Below are 18087 nucleotides of genomic sequence, written 5' to 3'. Positions count from 1 at the left end.
TCCGCCTGAGCCTTTTCTTAGGCTCAGAAGCGACCGCCGCCCTATTGGGTTAACCCGTCAATCGTCATCCTTTTAATGCTCCTATCTCCTATAAAAGAAGGCTTATTCTCCGAGTACGGTCTGATTTGTCTTACCGATCTGGACAAACGTCGGCTGAACAATCTCGCCAGAACCGCTTTGCTCACCAAGAACGCGGATGTCATTATTTCGCTTGGCGCTCAGCAGGTCATAAGCCGAGAATTCAAACCGGCGAGGACACACATGACTTGGAAAAAAATCCTTATCCAAAAGCCTCGCGTCCGGTTTCCCCGAGCCGATATGAATATCCCTGTAAAAAAGCACATCGTGCACAACTGGGAAACCTGCTGTAAAAACTATCGCGCAACGCGCCGTCTCTGCAGCAGTCATTACCGCAAACATTTCAACAATACTGAAGTGCAGCGTTGCATTATCCATCGCTGGACATATCAGGAGTTTGATGAGAAGCTTCGACGAGCGGTCGAGGGCGGTGCGATCGAGCGCCTTTACCAGACAAAGCCGCTCCTTCCTTTGCGCACCCTTGTTAAACGTCTTTACTTTACAGAGCGTCAGGAACAGAACTATTACAAGAAACTCCGTACTCAGATGTTCCGAGAATTTACGCCTCAGGAGCTTCGCTGGATGCAGCGCTCCTACCGCTGGCGTAAAGTCGAAGCAGAACGCATTCATCTCAAAGCGGCTTATTTCAATGAGCATCTTATTTATTGGCGCGACTACTTTAAAAGTCATCCCGAATTTAAGACATACAAAGTTCGGCGCGTGAGAGCCTGCCGAGACACCTACAACACGGTTTACTACAGAAATTTGCGCGATAAGTACGTTCCGCGCGAAGCCTTTACATACGGATTTATTCCGGCGACGCACACTGCTCCTATTATCTATCACGAACCCTCAGCATCATGAGAAACGAATCCTCTTTAACCCGTCGGCATTCTTTGCCTTACCGCACTGCGTACGAGATATACGCCGCTTCGGTTTGGCTCTTCGCGTCTGCCTACATGGCATACCTGCACGCGCAGCATGTTATGCCGCGCGAAATATCTGCGCTTCTCTATATGGTCTGCATTGTGTTCGCGGTGAAACGCGGCCATGAGGGTTGGCTTATTCTGCGTGACAGAAGTCTGCTCTCAGGAAGACGGTTTGAACTGATGCCGCGCTCTAAGCTTCAAACGCTGATGCGGCCCGACCATCTTTGGCTTGGATACGGTTTTGTGTGGGAACCGAAACACACGCAGAAACTGCATGAACTCTCCAGAATCAATCCCGCCTCTTTAATGCTCCCTGATTTTATGCATCGCTTTTTCGGGCGCGGTGATCAGTATCAGAAGAATGAAGAAATTGGTATGCCCTATATCCATGGACTTGAACCCAACGAAATCGAGCTTCATCGATTCCTTAAAAATTTTGAGGGCGGCACTTTAATTCTCGGAACCACTCAGGCAGGTAAAGGCGTCGCGCTCTGCAATCTCTTTTCTCAGGCGGTGTTAAGAAACGATGTTGTCATCTTCATTGACCCCAAAGGTTCTCCCCGTGTCTACGAGTCCTTCCGTAGAGCCTGCACTGCCGCCGGCCGCGGCGAGCCCCTCAACTATCATCCGGGCAATCGTGATAAAACCAAAGGCATTCGACTCGATCCGTTAGCGACATTCTCAACCGGCGCCCAGATCGCAACACGCATTATGTCGGTAATACCCGGAAAACCTGACGCCTTTACTCAGTTCGCCTGGTCCTGCATTAAGACATTTGCGGACGCCTTGATTGAATTGAAGATCAAGCCCTCTTTAAAACTTCTTTCCAAGCATATCAATCACGGTATTGATGATCTGCTGCGTGATCTCCTTCTTGATCGTATTGAGCACTTTGCAAGCGAGAATTGGAGGGAAGAAGCCCGATCTTTCATGGCGCCGATTAAGGAAGGCCGTCTCACGGAATCTCAGGAAGAACTTCTTTTAATGGTCTCTTTTTACGAGCATGTGCTCGACAAAAAGCAGCAGACCCTGGTCGTAGACGAATGTCTTAAAGTCTTCCATCACTCTAAAGAGCATTACGCCAAGATCACGGCTTCCCTGATGCCGATCTTTGCGATGCTCACAAGCGGGCCGCTCGGAGACTCATTCTCTCCGGATCCCAAAGACGCGGCAGACTCCCGTCCCATCTGGAATCTCGAGAGCATCATTCTCACCCGCTCGTGCCTGTACTGTCACTTGGATTCATTGTCCGACAATATGATTGCATCGGCCGTCGGTTCTATTCTCTTAGGTGATTTGGTCAGTGTGGCAGGCAAACGTTACAACCTCGGTAAGACGGATATTCGCATTTCGCTCTTTGTGGATGAGGCGTCCAACGTCTGCAACAATCCGCTGATCGAAATTCTAAATAAAGGCGCCGAAGGCGGCATCTATACCACGGTAGCCATGCAGACGATTGCCGACCTTGCCCACCGATTAGGTTCTCAGGATGCCGCGCGCATGGTGCTTGGCAACTGTAACAATCTGATCGCGCTGCGCTGCAAGGATCGTCCGACTCAGGACTTTGTGACGGAGACGTTTGGCAAGACCTACATTCATCAGGTCGACACTACGCTCTCAACGCATGCGGACACGCACGCGGGTCTTCCTTCCTTTGAGGGCGGCGCCTCTCACAAGCGTACTGCCGTGCGCGAAGAGATTATCCCGTCGGAATACCTTGGCAAACTTCCGAACGGACAGTTTTTCGCTTTCGTGGGCGGCGGTCACCTTCTTAAAGGCCGTGTGCCCGTCATTACCGATTAAACGAATTTCATTATGTTTGCCCGTATTTTTATTGTTTTGTTCATCCTGCTGCTCGGCTCGATTGTCTGGAGGCCCGGTTTAGCCGACCACACCTCTTTTAATCGTCATGCAGAAGTTCAGATTGATGACACCCGCCAAAAGCTCGAATCCTTTCTGACTCTGGCAGACGTTGAACTCTCCGGTCTTCGCGACAGTGTCTCCTCCGTCCTCTCTAAAGTCACAGGCGGCGCATACCTTCCCGAAGCGGATGATTTAGACGCTGCACATGAAGCGCCGATGGAATCATTCTTTAATCGTCTTTGGTCTTCGCCTTACTTTATGGCGTTAAAAGCCATGCTGGAACTCTCAATGATTCGTGCGGTGCTGGCGCTGATTTGGTTTGCCGCGCTCTGCCCGATCCTTTTAACCGTCGTGTTTGACGCTTGGGTTGTCAGACGTCTCAAGTACGAAAGTTTCGCTTCGCACCACCCGACGCTCTATCAGACCGCATTAAGCGCTCCGCCCGTACTGCTTACCTGCGCGTTTACTGTGATGCTGATTCCGTTTGCGATTCCTGTCTGGGTTTCTGTGGTCTTTTACGCGGCGTTCCTTTTAAGCATCCATGTGATTGTCAGCAACTTCCATCGGTTCGGATAATGAATACTCGACCTCTTTTAATTGTCCTTTCAGCCCTAGCGCTTAGTACTTCCGTACAGGCCCGGGACTGCTTTGAAACGCACGCGCTTGCTAAAGGTCTGGACGCGGATCTTTTACGAGCCATTGCACTGGTGGAATCTTCCGGCAACCCGAACGCCGTCGGTAAAAACAGCTCCAGCGAAGATATCGGACTGATGCAGATCAACTCTTCCTGGCTCAAGCGCTTTAACACCACCAAGAAAGAGCTGTTGGAAAACGTCTGTCTCAATATCGAGATCGGTGCGGAAATCCTCTCGGACAACATGAAGCGCTTAGAAAATCCATGGGAAGCGGTCGGCGCATATAACGCCGCGTGCACCCGTCTTAAAGGGGCGGACTGCATTTCAGCCCGCCAAACCTATGCGTGGAAAGTTTATCGGGCGCTCATGAGTTTATCGGACGCCAAACGGGACAAGTTAAGGAAAGTCTCCTCTTAATCGTCCTTCACCAATTCGTTGTCATGCTCTCCGCTTCTTATTGAACAAAAGCTGCGGAGCGGGGAGTTTTTTTGTGTTTGCTTTTGTTCATTCCCATTTTTTTGATCAATTATGAAATTCAAACTGAGTTCTAATGTCATTGCAGCCGCGTTTCCGATGCTGCTTTCTCTTACCTTTGTCGTCTTTGCCGCCGCGCTTCCCGAATGCGCGTTCGCTGCCGGCACCGATCAGGACTTTCAGAGCCTTTACGACATGCTTAAAAACTGGTCTCAGGGCACGCTCGGCCGTTCAATCGCGCTGATGTTCCTCTTAGTAGGCCTTGGTGTAGGCGTGGTTCGCGGATCCATCATGGGTGCTGTCGGCTGTCTTGCGGCCGCCATGGCGCTTTTCATCGGACCGCAGATCATCGACAACATCTTTACGGCTCTTATCTAACCATCACTCTTGGGTTCGGTCCTTTAGCCGAACCCAAGAAAAGGTATATCCGTCATGTCCCGTTACGATCCATCCTTTGTACCCAGAAAACTTGACGCGCCCGCCAAGTTCCTTTTGTGGGATTTCGATCAGGTGGCGGCCGCTGCCGCCGGTTTCGGTATCGGAATCATCGTCAACTCATTATTGATCGGCGCGCTCGCTTCCGTCGTCTGCATGTGGGCTTACGTCCGTTTAAAGGCCGGACGACACCCCAGATACGGACTGCATTGTCTGTACTGGCACACGCCGTTCAAAACATTTAAGCGCACGCCGCCCTCCAGCAGGCGTCGATTTATAGGTTAATTCTCAAATGAATGTCCAGGAATACGTCTCCGAAGTCTCTTCCCGACTGGCGCTGCGCACTTCTGTGGTGTACGCGTTCGCAGCCTCCTTGGTGACTAACGTCGTACTGGCCACAGGCATCGCGAGCATTGAGCGTCAGGAAAGAATCATTGTGCTTCCCGCAGAGACCACCAAATCCTTTTGGCTCGACAATAAAACCGTCTCAGCTGATTATCTCGAGCAGATGAGCATCTTTGCACTGCAGCTGGCGCTCAATAATTCTCCTGAAACGTTCGACTACAACGTCAAGAAGCTTCTTTCTTACGTTGCGCCGGAGGACAGAGGAGAAACCGAGCTTCAGCTCGTGAGCCAAGGCCGCCGCTTAAAGGCGAGCAACGCCTCGGTGCACTTTATGCCTGAGTCCGTGGAAGTGCGGCCCGCAAAACTGCAGGCCGCGGTCACGGGTTCCATTCGTCAGTTTATCGGCAACAGTAAAACCTCCAGCATGCGAAAGTGCTGGACGGTTCAGTTCTCATATCTCGGGTCCCGCCTCTGGATCAACACCATCCGTGAGTCCGACTGTAGAAAACCCTTTGAGCCGCTTTCTGAAGACCGAAAGGGAGAAATCTCATGAAGCTAGCCGCAGTCGTCTTAATGCTCTTAGGGGCAGCGCTTTGCGCTGAAGCTAAAGAAATGCCCAAAGTTCAAACTCAGGCTCAAACCGACGCTTCCGTTTTGGCGCCAGCCGCTTTCAAGCAGCCCAACCGTATCTACATTGAGAACGGCAGGATCGCTAAAGCGGTCGCTGATACCCAGAGCATCCAGCTTGACCCGGATAAATCCACCGGATCCCTCTACTTTATTCCGCTCACTAAAGAGCAGTCTTCGATTTTTATCATTAGCGAAAGCGGAGAAACGCATGCCGTAACGATTTCTCCTAAAGAACGGCTGATCGCTCAGACAATCGCGCTGAAGGACACCAAGCTGCCGAATCCCCGTTCTCAACTTTCTTCTAATGATCAGAGCGCTCTTCCTTATGAAGAGCGTGTTCAAAGAATCCTGAGAGCGATTCCGTCGCTCTCTCATGAGCATGCGGAAGTCCTTAAAGGCACGATCACGGACGGCTACCTGATCGGAAATCCGATAGCCGCCTGGCGTCTCCTCAGTTTAAGACTCGAGCGCTACCACTTAATGAATCAGACGAAGGAAACGCTGCAAATCAGGGAAGCTGATTTTTACCGCCGCGGCGTTGTCGCGGTCGCGACCGAAGCCACGTCTCTTAAACCCAAGGCTTCAGCGGATCTGTGGATTATCAGAGAGGATGCGCCATGAGCAGCTTCTCAGAAAAAACAGAAAAGTTCAAGCAGTACAAAACCATTGTGATCGCGATTCTCCTCGCAGGCGCGGTCATCTACGGCGTGACTTCCTGTACTGAGAAAAAGGATGAAAAACAGCCTAAAGGCAAAACCACGTCCACTCAGATTTCTATGGCACCGAGCCAGAACGAATACGAGCGGCATCAGGCCGTCTATAACGAGCGTCTGATGCGCTTGGAAAAAGAAAGCCGTGACGCTAAAAATCGTGAAGCGCAGCTTGAAAAAGACAAGCGACGCCTAGAAGAGCGTCTTGCCGCCTTAGAGCGCGGATCTAAATCCGGAGCTAAGACGCCGATCACTCACGAATCCAAGGACGGCTGGCCGCCCGCGGACGTGATTGGCAAGATACCTTCCTCTAATAGTCCCGTCAGGAAAGGCTTTGAAAGCGGCGCAGCTGGTTCTGCCGCGTCCCGGCGCTACATTGCGCAGGGCAACGCTAACCCTTCTGAGAAGGCGCCTCGTTTAACGGTCGTCAGTTTTGAGGGAGCGAATTTAAAGGACTCCGCGGTTATTGGTAAAAGCGAAAAGGACGCCCGCTCAAAACCCCTGATGTATCTTCCGAGCGGCACTTTTGCGCAGGCAAGACTTCTAAACGGCGCGACCGCGCCCACGCGAGGTCAGGGATCCGGGAACCCGGTACCGATCCTGCTGGAACTCACCGATTCCGCGGTGATGCCGAACCTCTATAAGGCCGGCATCAAACGCTGCTTCGTGACTGCTAATGCTACGGGAGAATTGGCAAGTGAACGCGTACTGGTTCGGCTCGATAGGCTTTCCTGTATTGATGAGAACGGCGGCGCCGTGGATAAGAAGGTTCAGGGATACGTTTCGGGCGAAGACGGCAAGACCGGGCTTAGGGCCCGTTTGGTGACAAAGAGCGGCCAGGCGATCGCCAACGCGCTCTTTACCGGCACGCTCGCGGGTCTTGGCAAAGCCGTGTCTCTCGCCAGCGAAAACTCCACCACGTCGATTACCGGCACGATCTCCACCACTGTCACTAACCCCTGGCGGGCGGGTGTCGGGGAAGGCGCTTCGCACGCAATGGACCGTATCACCGACTACTACCTCAAACTCGCGAGCGACATGTTCCCGGTCTTAGAGGTGGACTCCGGCCGCAAGGTGGAAATCGTGATTTCCAACGGCCTTTCTATCGAACGCATCGATGATAAATAATTTCATTTGAATAAGTATGATTAAATCAAAATTTTCTATTTTTCTGGTCTCCGCCCTAGGCGCATTCGGCACTTTTGCTTTTGCGGGCGGCGCCTCCTGCGGCAATCCCGCCACGGTCGCTAAGACCGCCTCTGAGCGCACTAGCACGGCTAAAGTTCAAGCGGTCAAGTACAGCGACCTTTCGACAGAACTGAAACAAGCGGTAGAAAACTTTCAGGAGCGCTACCCTAAAACTCAGGTCAAACTTTTTTCTTTAACGCCCGTCAAAGGCATCTTTGAAGCTTCGGTCGGCAAAGAAGTTATCTACTTTGATTCGAGCGCGCGGTTCCTTTTTTCCGGAAGACTTCTGGATATGGATCAGGGCGTTGATCTGACAGAAAAGCGCGTCAGGGATTTAAGGCGTATCGCCTTTAATTCTCTTCCGCTTGATAAAGCGGTTAAGACCGTTTACGGAAACGGCAGTAAAAAGCTTGCGGTATTCACAGACGTGGATTGTCCGTATTCGCGCAAACTAGCGCAGACGCTTAAAGATCTTAAAGACACGACGGTGTATACGTTCCTTTTCCCTCTGGAATCGATTCATCCGAAGGCCAGAGCAAAGTCGGATGCCGTCTGGTGCGCAAAAGACTCTTCCGCGGAACTTTCCAAAGCGCTTAAAGGTGACGATATTAAAGCGCTCGCTAATAATCCCTTATGTTCTTCCGTGGTGAGCGACGTGATTCGTTTAGCCGCTGAACACGGCATCGGCGGCACGCCCACTCTGATCAATGAAGCGGGCGACCGAATCTCAGGCGCGCTTCCCTTAGAGAAGCTTCAGAACTTTGTTGACGCGCAGAAGAGCTGATCATCATGAAACTCAAACTCATTCTTTTAATGCTCTCTTCTGCCGCGCTCACAGGCTGCGGATCGATTACCGGGTTTTCCAACGCGAAGACGGATTTCGGATGCGCAGATCTTTCCGGAGGGCCGAGCTGCCGCAATATCTCTCAAGTGTATGCGGAGAATAATTCCTCCTCTCAGCCGCTCCCCGCGGAACTTTCCGCTGCGGCTCAGGACTCGGTCGGAGAGCGAAAGGACTTTGTCACGATTATTCCCGCTAAGCCGTGGCGCACGCCCGAGACGGTGCTTCGCGTCTGGCTCGCACCCTTTACTGATAAAGATGGCGACCTGCACGATCAGCGCTATCTCTATGTCCGTCTCAATAACGGCGGCTGGGATTCTCAAAGCGTGCAGTCGCTTGCCGCTTCTTCTCGTGTATCTAAACCCGTCTACCCGCTTTCCTCAGAGAAGGAACCGAGCAAAGAAGAAATCAAAAAAGAAAAACTCAAGCAGCTTCCCGCGCTCGGGTTTAGCGCCTCTTCTCATCCTCTTTAATTGTCTTCAATTTAATCGAGTGTACGCATGAACAACCCTCTTCGAAACTTAAGCGCACGTCTTTCCAAGGCGTTTTCTGTCAAGCGCTTTGAGAGCAACTACACGAGAGCTGACACCATTGGGCGCTGCCGACACACATCTGTCCTGCTCATTGACCGATTCGCGCAGGAGCTCCCTTATGCGCACTTTGACGACTCTGACGGTCTGTGCGCGGTCTGCGCGCCGGACGGAAGTTTTGAAGGAATCGGCTACGTCATAGAAATCCATCCTCAGACAGGCGCGAACGACATGATGGCTAAAAGCCTGGAAGAAATGTTTGGTTCCGTTCTGGAGGAAGGCACCGGTGTTCAGGTATCTCTCTTTGGTTCGCCCTATATCGAGCCGCTCACCGAATACATCCGCAGAGCGGCAGTTGAGCCAAGCGCGGAAGATTCACCGCTTAGGTACGAGCAGAAATCCATCATGCTCAGCATGGCGCACGCGCGGGCGGATTTCTTAAATCAAGGAGCGCACCACGCGCCGCACAAGAATCTTAAAATCCGAGCGCGCAATATGCGCTGCTGGATGTCGGTCGTGATCCCCACGAAGCGCCCCTTTGACGAAACCGAACGCGAACGCGCTAAAACTATTCGAGCTTCACATATGTCCGCGCTCTCACAATGGCACTTTTCTCCGTGGGTATGGAATAAACGCGCGCTCATCAATACGGTCTCACAGATTCTTAATCCTCAGCGCATGCGCTCGGGTGAATGGTCGCCGACGGAACCCGATCCCGCGCGTGAACCCCGCATGCAGTGTGTCTCGCGCGACACCCGCATTGACGTGACCGAGGACGGCGTGCGCTTTCATTCAAAGCATATCGAGGATGAGGTGCTCGGCATCAGCTTTTCTCCGGTCGGATATCCGGAGCACATCACGCTTGCCTCGATGATGCATGCCGCAGGCTGCGTTAAAGGAAGTTCCGCCGCGTTTTCCGCCCCGTTTCTGATCACCACTTATCTCAGCAAAGGCTCTTACGATAAGGGAAAAGCGGCCGCACGCCTTAAAAGCGCACGAGCCGAACAGATGGCCGCAACCGAAATCGCCCGCATGATCCCCTCGCTTCAGGATGAAGCCAGGGATTGGCGAGGTGCGATGGCTGCCTACGAAAGCGGCGAAGGACTGCTGCAGTTAAGCCATGAGGTCTTTGTGTTTGCCAAAGCTAGCGAACGCGCCAACGCAGTCGAGAGCGCCAAATCCGTCTTTAAAACGCTCGGCATTGATCTGTGCGTGGACGATTACATGCACCTGCAGGGACTGATCACGTCCCTTCCGCTCTCGGGCGGCCCACTGCTCGCCTTTGACGTCAAACTCGCTCAGCGCTCCTCCACTAAAACCGTCGCTAACGCCGCCAACACACTGCCCGTGCTCGCAGATTGGAAAGGAACCGGACCTCGCGCCGGTAAAACCGAACCTACGCCGATCCTCTCGTTCCTATCCCGAAGAGGCCAACTCGTTTTAATCGACCCCTACGCCAACCCGAACGGCAACTATAACGGTGTCGTGATCGGCAACTCCGGTTCCGGCAAATCCGTTCTGCTTAATAGTCTGGCGATTGGCTCGCTCGCCTGCGGATCCCGCGTCTACATCATCGATATCGGCGGCAGCTACGCGAAGCTATGCAGCGTCCTGAACGGTCAGTTCATCGAACTCTCGCCGCAGGCCAAAGAGGACGGCACCTATGATTGTCTTAATCCTTTCTCGATGATCACCAATATCGACGAGGATATGGATCTGATGCTGCCGCTCCTGGCGCAGATGGCCTCTCCCTCTCAGCCTCTGGACGATTTACGGCTTTCTCATCTGCAGGTGCATTTTAGAAGCGTATACGAGAGATCCCTGGAAGAAGGCCGTACCGCGACGATTACCGATCTTGCCGAATCGCTGCTTCGCAACGGCAGACTCGGCGGAACCAACCCGAGAGTCGGAGATCACGAATGGGCGCGCGTCTATGACAGTCTCAGCGCGGATGAACAAAAGCGCTATGACGATCCGAGATTGGTGGACCTGGGTGTGCAGCTGCTGCCGTACGCCAAAGGGGGACCCTTCGCGTCATTTTTTGAGGGCGAAGCAAACATAAATTTCGACAACAGCTTTATCGTGCTCGAACTTCAGCAGCTCAGTACCCGAAAGTCGCTGCAGTCCGTAGTGCTGCTTCTTCTGATGTACAAAATTGATTTGGAGATGCGCAGAGGCGAGCGCTCTCAGCCCAAACTCGTCATCATCGATGAGGCCTGGGATTTAATGGCGGGCGGACACTCCGGCAAATTTATCGAGACGGGCTATCGACGGGCGCGTAAACAAAACGGAGCATTTTTTACCGCGACGCAGAAACCGGGCGACTACTGGAAAAGCGATACCGCAAAAGCCGCACTCGATAATGCCGACTGTATTTTCATCTTGAGACTCAAGGATTCCGCGCTCGCCGAAGCGGAAAAAGACAATCAGCTCGGTATGGATGAATCTGAATACAAAATCCTCGGATCGCTCACTTCACTTGCCGGCGCCTACTCCGAGGTATATGTCCGCATCGGAGACGCCCCGCCCTCTGTTAATCGTCTGATTTTGGACCCGTACACGCTGCTTCTCACGAGCTCCCATCCGAACGATATTTCCGACATTCAGAAATTCCGGTCCAAAGGGCTTTCTACTCACGACGCGATTCACGCGCTTCTTCAGGAAAGAAGCCTGAAAGCCGCCACCCCTAATCCTTGATACTCCAAAGAATGAAACCCGTTCATATTATTTTGTCCTCCGTACTCTGCGCAGCGTTAACCGCGACCGCCGTTTTAGCCGCACCGACCGCCCTTGAGCACTTCTCCAAATTCAGCTCTAAAGGCAAACTTGCTGTCCTAAACCTCAATGAAGTAGTTGAAGCCAACGAAGCCGCGCTTGCCGCAGGCGGCCTTAGAGACGAAGAACTGATGCTCGAAGCCAAGCGCTTTGCGCTCAATCTGCAGAACGAACTCAAAGCGATGCAGAAGGACTGCGGCTGCACGCTTCTTGTCTCGTCAGCGGTCATCGCGCCGCACACATTGCCCGATTACACGGACGAACTCTTAGCGCGCTTGAATTTATCCCGCGCTCAAAAGCAAAAAGATCTGCGCAGGATTTCTGAGCGTGTCCGAGGTGCGTCATGATTAAAACTCATCCGAGAGTCTTTGCGCGGCGCCTCAGGACGCATATCGAGAAACGCGGCTGGATATGGCTTTTGAGTTTTCTTTTAATCAGCCTCTTTACGCACTTTTATCATCCCGCCGTAAATCGTACCGAGTCCCTGCCGTTCACGCTCTTTTTAATTGAACGCGGCGAGAGAAACCTCTCGGTCGGCGACTATACCGCCTTTAACCCCAAGCCCGATTCCGTAGACGGTTTCGAACTCACCTTTGTAAAGGAGATCGCCTGCGGCCCAGGGCAGCGGATTGAGGAGATCAATCGCGAAATCTTTTGCGACGGCAAAAAAATCGCGCTTGCCAAAACGCACTCCAAGCGCGGCGATCCGCTGGATGTGATCACCTCCGGCGTGATCCCGCCCGATCACTACTTTATGCGCGGCACACACCCGGATTCCTATGACAGCCGTTACGCAAAGTTCGGGCTGATCGATCGGTGCCGATTCAGCGGCAAAGCCCATCCGCTTTTTTAAGAGTCCTCGCAATGAAACCCTCTCAAATCGCCGCGTCTCTCGCGCTTATCGGCGCTGTCGCGCTCTTCACCACGCTGTCGGCCGCAAACGCGGAGTCGGAACCCTCGTTTCAGATGCCAAAACCTGAGGCCGCAAAACCCTGCGCAAAACCTCGGACGAAATTAGAAAAGCTCCCTGCCTTGGGGCCGCTTACCGAAGTCATTGAACCCAACATTCTCGAGGCTTTTAAAAACCGAGTGCGCGGCATGAAAGAGGACGGCTCTTACAATCGAAGATTTGCGGAAAACAAAACCAAGATCCGAAAATCTTTAGAAACGCCACAGCCCGCGATCGCGCTTTCTGCAGCCGACTCGCTGCGCGTCTGGGATGTGACGCCTTCCATCCCTGAGCGTCTCCCTGAGAAGCTGCTTCGTGAGTCTCGGCAAATCGAGCTTCCGAAGATCCCGCACGCGCTGCTTTTTATCAATGCGGATGACGAACAAAGCCTCAAGGCCGCAGAAAAACTCATCCGCAAACTTCCGGATGTGCGTGTCGTTTTAACGTCAGGCTCGATTTCCGAAGCATCGGATCGTTTAAATCGACGCATATTTTTTGATCAGGGCTCTTCCCTTGTCCGATCCTTCGGCATCCGACAGGTGCCCGCGCTTTTGTTTAACGGAGAAACCGGCCCTCAGTGCGCCGAATTCCCGGCCGATGAACCCGAGTTAGTTTTACCGTATCTTCGCTCATGAAACGTCTTCTTTTAATTGTCATGTTCAGTCTGTGCGCCCTCTCAAGCGCTCAGGCCTCCGGCTGCCGAGGCAAAGTGATCAATCCGCTCACCGATGTCTGCTGGAGCTGCATGTTCCCGATCAAACTCGGCAGCATTACGCTCTCATCGGGTGCCAACAAAGATCCTGAAACCGACGCGAACGCGCTCTGCATGTGTGTTTCCGGCGCCAATATCACTGTAGGCCTTAATATGTCGTTTTGGGAGCCGCTCAGAACCGCGGAAGTGGTTCGTACTCCGTACTGCTTTCCTTCGCTAGGCGGCTTGGATCTCAATGTCGGGTTACGGGCGCCCGCGCACGGCCGCACGCCTAATAAATCCGCTTCCTCTCAGCGATCCTCCTTCTATCAGGTCCATTGGTACTTCACGCCCTGGCTCTTTGTGCTTGAAGCTCTGCTGGATTCAAACTGCCTGGAGCAGTCGGCATGGGACTTAGCCTATATGACGGAACTGGATCCACTTTGGGATGATCCGGTTACCACCTTCTTTTTAAATCCCGACGCGAGCCTCTTTGCGAATCCTGCGGCCGCTGCCGCATGCGCAGCGGACTGCGCCGCAGCGACCGCGGGCCTGCCGATTTCCGAACTGTACTGGTGCGCGGGCTGCCACGGCGGAATTTTCCCGCTCACGGGCTGGGTCGGCGCGCATGTGCATTTTCCTCAGGCCTCTTCTTTACTGGTCGCGCGCTTTACCATGAAACTGCACCGTCAGGGACTTCAATGGGCGGCCTACGGAGAAAAGGGCCAGTGCGGCCCGTATCTTGAACCGATCATGGATAAGCGCGTCTACCGCACTCAGATGATGTATCCCGCACGCACAACCGGTAAACAGGACGGCCGCTGCTGCTACCCGATGGGCGCCTCAAGCGCGCTGTGGTACTCCGGTAAAACATGGGCCTCGGGCGGCGAAGACGCCGCATATCTGATTTTCCGCAAACGCGACTGCTGTCAGGGCAGCGGTGTCACTCCGTCTTAATTCTCGATTTGCTATGCGCTCGATTTTATTTACGCTCCTGCTCTCAGCCGCTTCTGCTGCCTTTGCTTCAAACCTCACGATTGATGACGTGCTGCAGTCCGCCTCACAGTTTGCCCAAAACCCCGCACCGGCCAAAGAGACTCAAGTATCTGCCTATATGCTCGTCTCCCTGTCAATGCCCAAAGCCTCGTTGGAAAGACTCGCGCGCGACTGCCGCGACGCGGGTGTACCGATGGCCTTTGCGGGCGTGCCCTCTGACGACGAGAACCCCAAGGCGCCGCTTCTGAATCCTAATTCTCTGAAAGCGTTTGCGCCGCTCATCGAGGCGGGCGCTCCGATCGAACTTCATCCGGAATTATTTACCGAGTTCGGCATTAAAGAGGTTCCGGTACTGCTGATAAAAGAAGAAACTGATTCAGCCTGCGGAACCGCTCCGCGCGCAGTTGCCGTACCAGGCGATGTCACGCTCGGCTATGCGCTGGATCAGCTCTCCGATCGACAGGATGTCTTCGGAGAAAAAGCTCGAGCGCTGCGCGCCAAACTCGGAGACAGAAACTAAATGCGACTTCTGCCTCTCATCATCGCCTTCTTCTCGCTCAGCGCGGCGGTTTTATCGGTCTGCCTCGCCGCGGATAAGGATTCCGCTATGCAGGCCGCAAAGGAAGAAGCCGCCAAACTGAACCTCAAGGACTATATATCGGAGGGCGGCGCATCCCAAGTCGTTCCGGAATTTGGTTCCGACGTCTCGGATCTCACTGCGCTGTTCGAAAAAGGACAAGGCTCACTTCTCAACCCCGGCTCACAAAAAGCCGATGGATGTCTCTCTAAGACGAGTATGGACTGTCGAGCGGTCCAGGTGATTTACGACACGCACGCAAGACCCGGATGGCCGGAGTCCGATTTTGAGGGCATGCTCGCTGATCGGGATCAGCTGCTGAACAAACTGCCGGAGCTGCCCTCCAACGGCCAAATGGTCTGCGAGACCATCACGACAACGCAGCCCCCGCAGACCGATTTTGCGGTCTGCGAAGAAAGCGTCAACGCCTCCACTGAAGCCTGCTTTAAGGGCTGGGCAGAAAAACTCGATGTATCCACATTATTTGAGTGCGTCAGCCGCACTGCTCAGAAACTTCAGGTCTCCTGCCTTGCCGATTACGTATCCTCCACTCAGCAGTACAACTGCCGACATGCGCCGCTCCAAACCTGCAGCGCGGGCGAAGTCGTCAATATCGACAGCCGCTATACCTATCAGTGCGAATCTAAGAATTTCCAGCAGAAGCCCTACCGCTGCAACGAAGTGCTTCGCATCGACGGATTTGAAGGCTGTGAGCCGGGTTCCATGCACATCGCGCAGTCCGAAACCTCCTCATACCTGGGTCAGGACGACTGTTCGGGCGGAGACATGATCGCGCTCAAATATCAGTGCTCCACTGCTAAAACACCGCTGCTTCAGATCGAAACCAATGTAAAAAATTCCCCTAACTTCACTTTCAGCGTAGAAGCTGAAGATTTTGTTGTCGAGCGCGAGTTCTCCAACTGCAAGGGGCGCTGGAGCGGTAAAACCCGATGCTCGGGAACCAACTGCAGCACTGAGATCAAAATGGAAATATTTATCCACCCGGGCAAATGGGACTATTCCGGCTCTATTTCGCAAAACTTCTTTTTCCAAAAGGCGTCCACTGAGCACCTCGTCGAACAGTGGCAAAAAACCTGCATTGCTGACGACGGTACCGAGATCAAGGCCGCCCCATGAGCAAAATACTCCTGTCTTTAATTATCCTTACCTTCAGCCATAGCGCCTTTGCGGTCTGCGAGGAAGGAAAGCGCATCTGCGTCGACGGTCCCGGCTCTAAATTTATCAACGGGGTCGAGGTTTTTCGTGAGTGCTGGAACTACCAAACCGAAATGCGCTGCTCGGAAAACGAAACTATTGACTACTGCAAGGGACTCTCCTCCTTAAAGCAATGCGCCAAAGAGTCCGACGTATGCACCTCCTTCGGTCTAAACGGCGAGTGCCTCGGGACGCTTTCCACATACCGCTGCTCGGCTCCCGCCGACAATATCGAAGGCGCAGTCCTCATCGACTACTCCCACACCGTCAACAGCGGAAGCGATACTTCCTCCTGCGCTAATTTTTTAGATAACCCTCAGTGTTTTATCGCTAAAGAAGAATGCGTGGAAGGTCCCGGCACAAGGTTCATTAACGGCGTCGCGGTCTACAAAGAATGCTGGAAAAAAGAATACTCGTACGCCTGCGCTGCTCAAGGCGTCTCCAATAGCTGCTCGCAGCTTCAGGCCGCAGGCTGTAAGCCCGTGGGCGACTCGGTCTGCATAAAAGAAGGCGCCAACGGATGTACGCAGTTTCAGCAGACTTATCAGTGCGCGGACACGCCGCCCATCGCCGGAGACGATATCACGAGTGTCGGAGGGACTCAGAATCCGGGATTTGACATGCTCTCCTGCACGCACGCGACTGCGGGCATGACATGCTCCGCTCCTAAAAGTCTCTGTCTGAAGGAAGGCCCCGACGGCGACTGCCTTCAGCTCCAGTACACCTATGACTGCGTTAAAAACGTTTCCGACAATCGCTGCGAAGTTTTAGAAAAACTCCCCGAGTGCGAAGTTCGCTCCTCCGTGTGCGAAGAGAGGAACGGTCTGAGCTGTATCGCATACAAAAAAGAAATCTTCTGCAAGGGCGATAAGGAAATCGATGCTCCCGGAGCCGACATCATCGATTCCAACATCTCAATCGGCAGCATTTCTCAGTCCGATACCTGTAAACCGCTCGAAGAGAATCCAAACTGCGCGATCCTTAGAACCGAATGCACTGAACCCGGCGGCGAGAAAATCGTCAACGGCGTTCCAATCTACAAGGATTGCTGGAAATATGAACACACTTACGTCTGCGGCGCGCTCTCAGGCACTCAGAGCGACTGTGACAAACTCGAAATGAATTCCTCCTGCGTGAAGGTTTCTTCCGACTGTATCGCCATTGATGACAGCGGCAAGTGCCTCACCACCGCACATACCTATCGCTGCGAAGAAAAGGAAGGCAGTGTCACCACCGAAACAGTCTGCCGACCCGCGGAATGTCTCGACGGTTTGTGCGACGGAGCAAACGATCCTGCGGACACAGACTTTTCCAAGGTGCTTGCGTACCTGGAAATCGTGCGTCAGGCATCCGTCTACGGTGATATCGAAAACGGCCTCTTCTTTAACGGTCAGAAGGATAAGTGCACTAAAAAAGTCCTCGGCTTCTCCTGCTGCGATACCAAAGTAAAAGCGGGAACCTCCAATTCAAGCGCGTTCGGCAAGGCCATGAGTTTTGCCGGAGAAACCACGGTTGAAGCGATCAAATACGTCGGCAGTCCTTATGTCTATGATGTGCTTTCCGCAAGTTCCGCAACCGAAGGCATGCTCAACTTCCTTTACGGCAATGCGGCAAGCGGTGTCTACAACCCTTCGCTCTCCTTCTACGGCTTTGGCATGACGCTGCAGGGAGGCACAATGTACTTCACATTTGACCCCTATTCGTTTACGATATCGGTGGCGTTCCAAATCGCAATGGATTACCTGCAGTGCGAACAGTTCGAGCAGACCTTAATGCTGAAAAAAGGTCAGAACCTTTGTCATTACGTCGGCACCTACTGCTCCAAAGGAGAAAAGTTCGGCTGTATTGAACGCAGCGAAAGCTATTGCTGCTACAACTCGCCGCTCGCACGAATCCTGCAGGAGCAAGGAAGAATCCAGCTCGGAAAATCATGGGGCTCGGCCAAAGATCCGGTGTGCACCGGATTCACGATGGAGGAACTCGAGTCACTGGATTTCGACAAAATGGATCTCTCCGAATTTGAGGCGCTGATCGTCACTAAGAACGGTCTTGATGACGCTGCGGCAAAGGATCGCGGAGAAACGCATCTCGATAACCTCATCAGTAAAGACCTCGGCGCATATGTTTCTCCCTCTGTCGGGACGTCCGCCGTGGTGGATCCGAATTTCACCGGTAAGCCGCAGCTGCCCGCTAAGAAGCGAAATCTCAAACAGCCTAAACCCTAAC

Annotated in this window: 19 protein-coding genes; all 19 read left to right on the top strand. The window is 53.2% G+C overall.

From position 1 onward, the window contains the following. Window positions 1-75 precede the first annotated feature (75 nt). The 19 genes from NFR90_RS06285 (at window position 76) to traN (ending at window position 18086) form a co-directional block, all read left to right on the top strand. Entirely contained in the window at window positions 76-942 is an 867-nt protein-coding gene (locus NFR90_RS06285) for a hypothetical protein (RefSeq protein WP_251451512.1), read from the top strand. Next, window positions 939-2810 (top strand): conjugative transfer system coupling protein TraD, encoded by a 1872-nt coding sequence (gene traD, locus NFR90_RS06280; RefSeq protein WP_251451510.1) that lies wholly within the window; start codon window positions 939-941, stop codon window positions 2808-2810. The genes NFR90_RS06285 and traD overlap by 4 nt, the downstream gene beginning before the upstream one ends. A gap of 12 nt (window positions 2811-2822) precedes the next feature. Next, a complete protein-coding gene (locus tag NFR90_RS06275) occupies window positions 2823-3446 on the top strand; it encodes an IncC plasmid conjugative DNA transfer DtrJ family protein (protein ID WP_251451508.1) in 624 nt (207 codons plus the stop codon). Continuing rightward, on the top strand, window positions 3446-3922 hold the full coding sequence (locus NFR90_RS06270) for a lytic transglycosylase domain-containing protein (RefSeq protein ID WP_251451506.1): 477 nt from the start codon (window positions 3446-3448) through the stop codon (window positions 3920-3922). Before NFR90_RS06275 ends, NFR90_RS06270 begins: the two co-directional genes overlap by 1 nt. Window positions 3923-4033: 111 nt before the next feature. Beyond that, window positions 4034-4357, top strand: a complete 324-nt coding sequence (gene traA / locus NFR90_RS06265) for a TraA family conjugative transfer protein (RefSeq protein ID WP_251451504.1) — start codon at window positions 4034-4036, stop codon at window positions 4355-4357. 54 nt (window positions 4358-4411) lie between these two features. Beyond that, window positions 4412-4699, top strand: a complete 288-nt coding sequence (gene traL, locus NFR90_RS06260; RefSeq protein WP_160334879.1) for a type IV conjugative transfer system protein TraL — start codon at window positions 4412-4414, stop codon at window positions 4697-4699. A gap of 7 nt (window positions 4700-4706) precedes the next feature. Then, the gene (gene traE, locus NFR90_RS06255; RefSeq protein WP_251451502.1) at window positions 4707-5312 is read left to right on the top strand and encodes a type IV conjugative transfer system protein TraE; all 606 of its coding nucleotides are present in this window, start codon (window positions 4707-4709) and stop codon (window positions 5310-5312) included. Beyond that, on the top strand, window positions 5309-6010 hold the full coding sequence (locus tag NFR90_RS06250) for a TraK domain-containing protein (RefSeq protein ID WP_251451500.1): 702 nt from the start codon (window positions 5309-5311) through the stop codon (window positions 6008-6010). Before traE ends, NFR90_RS06250 begins: the two co-directional genes overlap by 4 nt. Continuing rightward, the gene (locus tag NFR90_RS06245; protein ID WP_251451498.1) at window positions 6007-7227 is read left to right on the top strand and encodes a TraB/VirB10 family protein; all 1221 of its coding nucleotides are present in this window, start codon (window positions 6007-6009) and stop codon (window positions 7225-7227) included. The genes NFR90_RS06250 and NFR90_RS06245 overlap by 4 nt, the downstream gene beginning before the upstream one ends. A 16-nt stretch (window positions 7228-7243) precedes the next feature. Continuing rightward, the gene (locus tag NFR90_RS06240; protein ID WP_251451496.1) at window positions 7244-8071 is read left to right on the top strand and encodes a DsbC family protein; all 828 of its coding nucleotides are present in this window, start codon (window positions 7244-7246) and stop codon (window positions 8069-8071) included. Window positions 8072-8076: 5 nt separating this feature from the next. After that, complete coding sequence (locus NFR90_RS06235) at window positions 8077-8601, top strand: TraV family lipoprotein (protein WP_251451494.1); 525 nt, start codon at window positions 8077-8079, stop codon at window positions 8599-8601. A gap of 27 nt (window positions 8602-8628) precedes the next feature. Next, window positions 8629-11355, top strand: a complete 2727-nt coding sequence (gene traC, locus NFR90_RS06230) for a type IV secretion system protein TraC (protein ID WP_251451492.1) — start codon at window positions 8629-8631, stop codon at window positions 11353-11355. Window positions 11356-11366: 11 nt separating this feature from the next. Beyond that, window positions 11367-11780 carry a TrbI F-type domain-containing protein gene (locus tag NFR90_RS06225; RefSeq protein WP_251451490.1) on the top strand — a complete coding sequence of 138 codons (414 nt, stop codon included), beginning with the start codon at window positions 11367-11369 and terminating at the stop codon, window positions 11778-11780. Then, entirely contained in the window at window positions 11777-12286 is a 510-nt protein-coding gene (locus NFR90_RS06220; RefSeq protein WP_251451488.1) for a S26 family signal peptidase, read from the top strand. Before NFR90_RS06225 ends, NFR90_RS06220 begins: the two co-directional genes overlap by 4 nt. An 11-nt stretch (window positions 12287-12297) precedes the next feature. Next, entirely contained in the window at window positions 12298-13017 is a 720-nt protein-coding gene (locus tag NFR90_RS06215; RefSeq protein WP_251451486.1) for a conjugal transfer protein TraW, read from the top strand. Next, complete coding sequence (locus tag NFR90_RS06210) at window positions 13014-14030, top strand: TraU family protein (protein WP_160334871.1); 1017 nt, start codon at window positions 13014-13016, stop codon at window positions 14028-14030. Before NFR90_RS06215 ends, NFR90_RS06210 begins: the two co-directional genes overlap by 4 nt. Window positions 14031-14043: 13 nt before the next feature. Beyond that, a complete protein-coding gene (locus NFR90_RS06205; protein ID WP_160334870.1) occupies window positions 14044-14589 on the top strand; it encodes a TrbC family F-type conjugative pilus assembly protein in 546 nt (181 codons plus the stop codon). Continuing rightward, window positions 14590-15783 (top strand): hypothetical protein, encoded by a 1194-nt coding sequence (locus NFR90_RS06200; RefSeq protein ID WP_251451484.1) that lies wholly within the window; start codon window positions 14590-14592, stop codon window positions 15781-15783. After that, window positions 15780-18086, top strand: a complete 2307-nt coding sequence (gene traN / locus NFR90_RS06195) for a conjugal transfer protein TraN (RefSeq protein WP_251451482.1) — start codon at window positions 15780-15782, stop codon at window positions 18084-18086. The genes NFR90_RS06200 and traN overlap by 4 nt, the downstream gene beginning before the upstream one ends. Window position 18087 lies beyond the last annotated feature (1 nt).

Origin of the sequence: Parasutterella muris (assembly GCF_943193095.1) — a bacterium.
Classification (GTDB): domain Bacteria; phylum Pseudomonadota; class Gammaproteobacteria; order Burkholderiales; family Burkholderiaceae_F; genus Parasutterella; species Parasutterella muris.
This window is presented reverse-complemented; position numbering and strand designations above follow the sequence as displayed.

Excerpts from the sequence above, each read along its gene's own strand:
- NFR90_RS06285 (WP_251451512.1), top strand. The coding sequence starts at position 76 with ATGCTCCTATCTCCTATAAAAGAAGGCTTATTCTCCGAGTACGGTCTG.
- NFR90_RS06270 (WP_251451506.1), top strand. The coding sequence starts at position 3,446 with ATGAATACTCGACCTCTTTTAATTGTCCTTTCAGCCCTAGCGCTTAGT.
- NFR90_RS06215 (WP_251451486.1), top strand. The coding sequence starts at position 12,298 with ATGAAACCCTCTCAAATCGCCGCGTCTCTCGCGCTTATCGGCGCTGTC.
- traE (WP_251451502.1), top strand. The coding sequence starts at position 4,707 with ATGAATGTCCAGGAATACGTCTCCGAAGTCTCTTCCCGACTGGCGCTG.
- NFR90_RS06250 (WP_251451500.1), top strand. The coding sequence starts at position 5,309 with ATGAAGCTAGCCGCAGTCGTCTTAATGCTCTTAGGGGCAGCGCTTTGC.
- NFR90_RS06205 (WP_160334870.1), top strand. The coding sequence starts at position 14,044 with ATGCGCTCGATTTTATTTACGCTCCTGCTCTCAGCCGCTTCTGCTGCC.
- NFR90_RS06200 (WP_251451484.1), top strand. The coding sequence starts at position 14,590 with ATGCGACTTCTGCCTCTCATCATCGCCTTCTTCTCGCTCAGCGCGGCG.
- NFR90_RS06210 (WP_160334871.1), top strand. The coding sequence starts at position 13,014 with ATGAAACGTCTTCTTTTAATTGTCATGTTCAGTCTGTGCGCCCTCTCA.
- traA (WP_251451504.1), top strand. The coding sequence starts at position 4,034 with ATGAAATTCAAACTGAGTTCTAATGTCATTGCAGCCGCGTTTCCGATG.
- NFR90_RS06225 (WP_251451490.1), top strand. The coding sequence starts at position 11,367 with ATGAAACCCGTTCATATTATTTTGTCCTCCGTACTCTGCGCAGCGTTA.
- traN (WP_251451482.1), top strand. The coding sequence starts at position 15,780 with ATGAGCAAAATACTCCTGTCTTTAATTATCCTTACCTTCAGCCATAGC.
- NFR90_RS06220 (WP_251451488.1), top strand. The coding sequence starts at position 11,777 with ATGATTAAAACTCATCCGAGAGTCTTTGCGCGGCGCCTCAGGACGCAT.
- traL (WP_160334879.1), top strand. The coding sequence starts at position 4,412 with ATGTCCCGTTACGATCCATCCTTTGTACCCAGAAAACTTGACGCGCCC.
- NFR90_RS06245 (WP_251451498.1), top strand. The coding sequence starts at position 6,007 with ATGAGCAGCTTCTCAGAAAAAACAGAAAAGTTCAAGCAGTACAAAACC.
- traD (WP_251451510.1), top strand. The coding sequence starts at position 939 with ATGAGAAACGAATCCTCTTTAACCCGTCGGCATTCTTTGCCTTACCGC.
- NFR90_RS06235 (WP_251451494.1), top strand. The coding sequence starts at position 8,077 with ATGAAACTCAAACTCATTCTTTTAATGCTCTCTTCTGCCGCGCTCACA.
- traC (WP_251451492.1), top strand. The coding sequence starts at position 8,629 with ATGAACAACCCTCTTCGAAACTTAAGCGCACGTCTTTCCAAGGCGTTT.
- NFR90_RS06275 (WP_251451508.1), top strand. The coding sequence starts at position 2,823 with ATGTTTGCCCGTATTTTTATTGTTTTGTTCATCCTGCTGCTCGGCTCG.
- NFR90_RS06240 (WP_251451496.1), top strand. The coding sequence starts at position 7,244 with ATGATTAAATCAAAATTTTCTATTTTTCTGGTCTCCGCCCTAGGCGCA.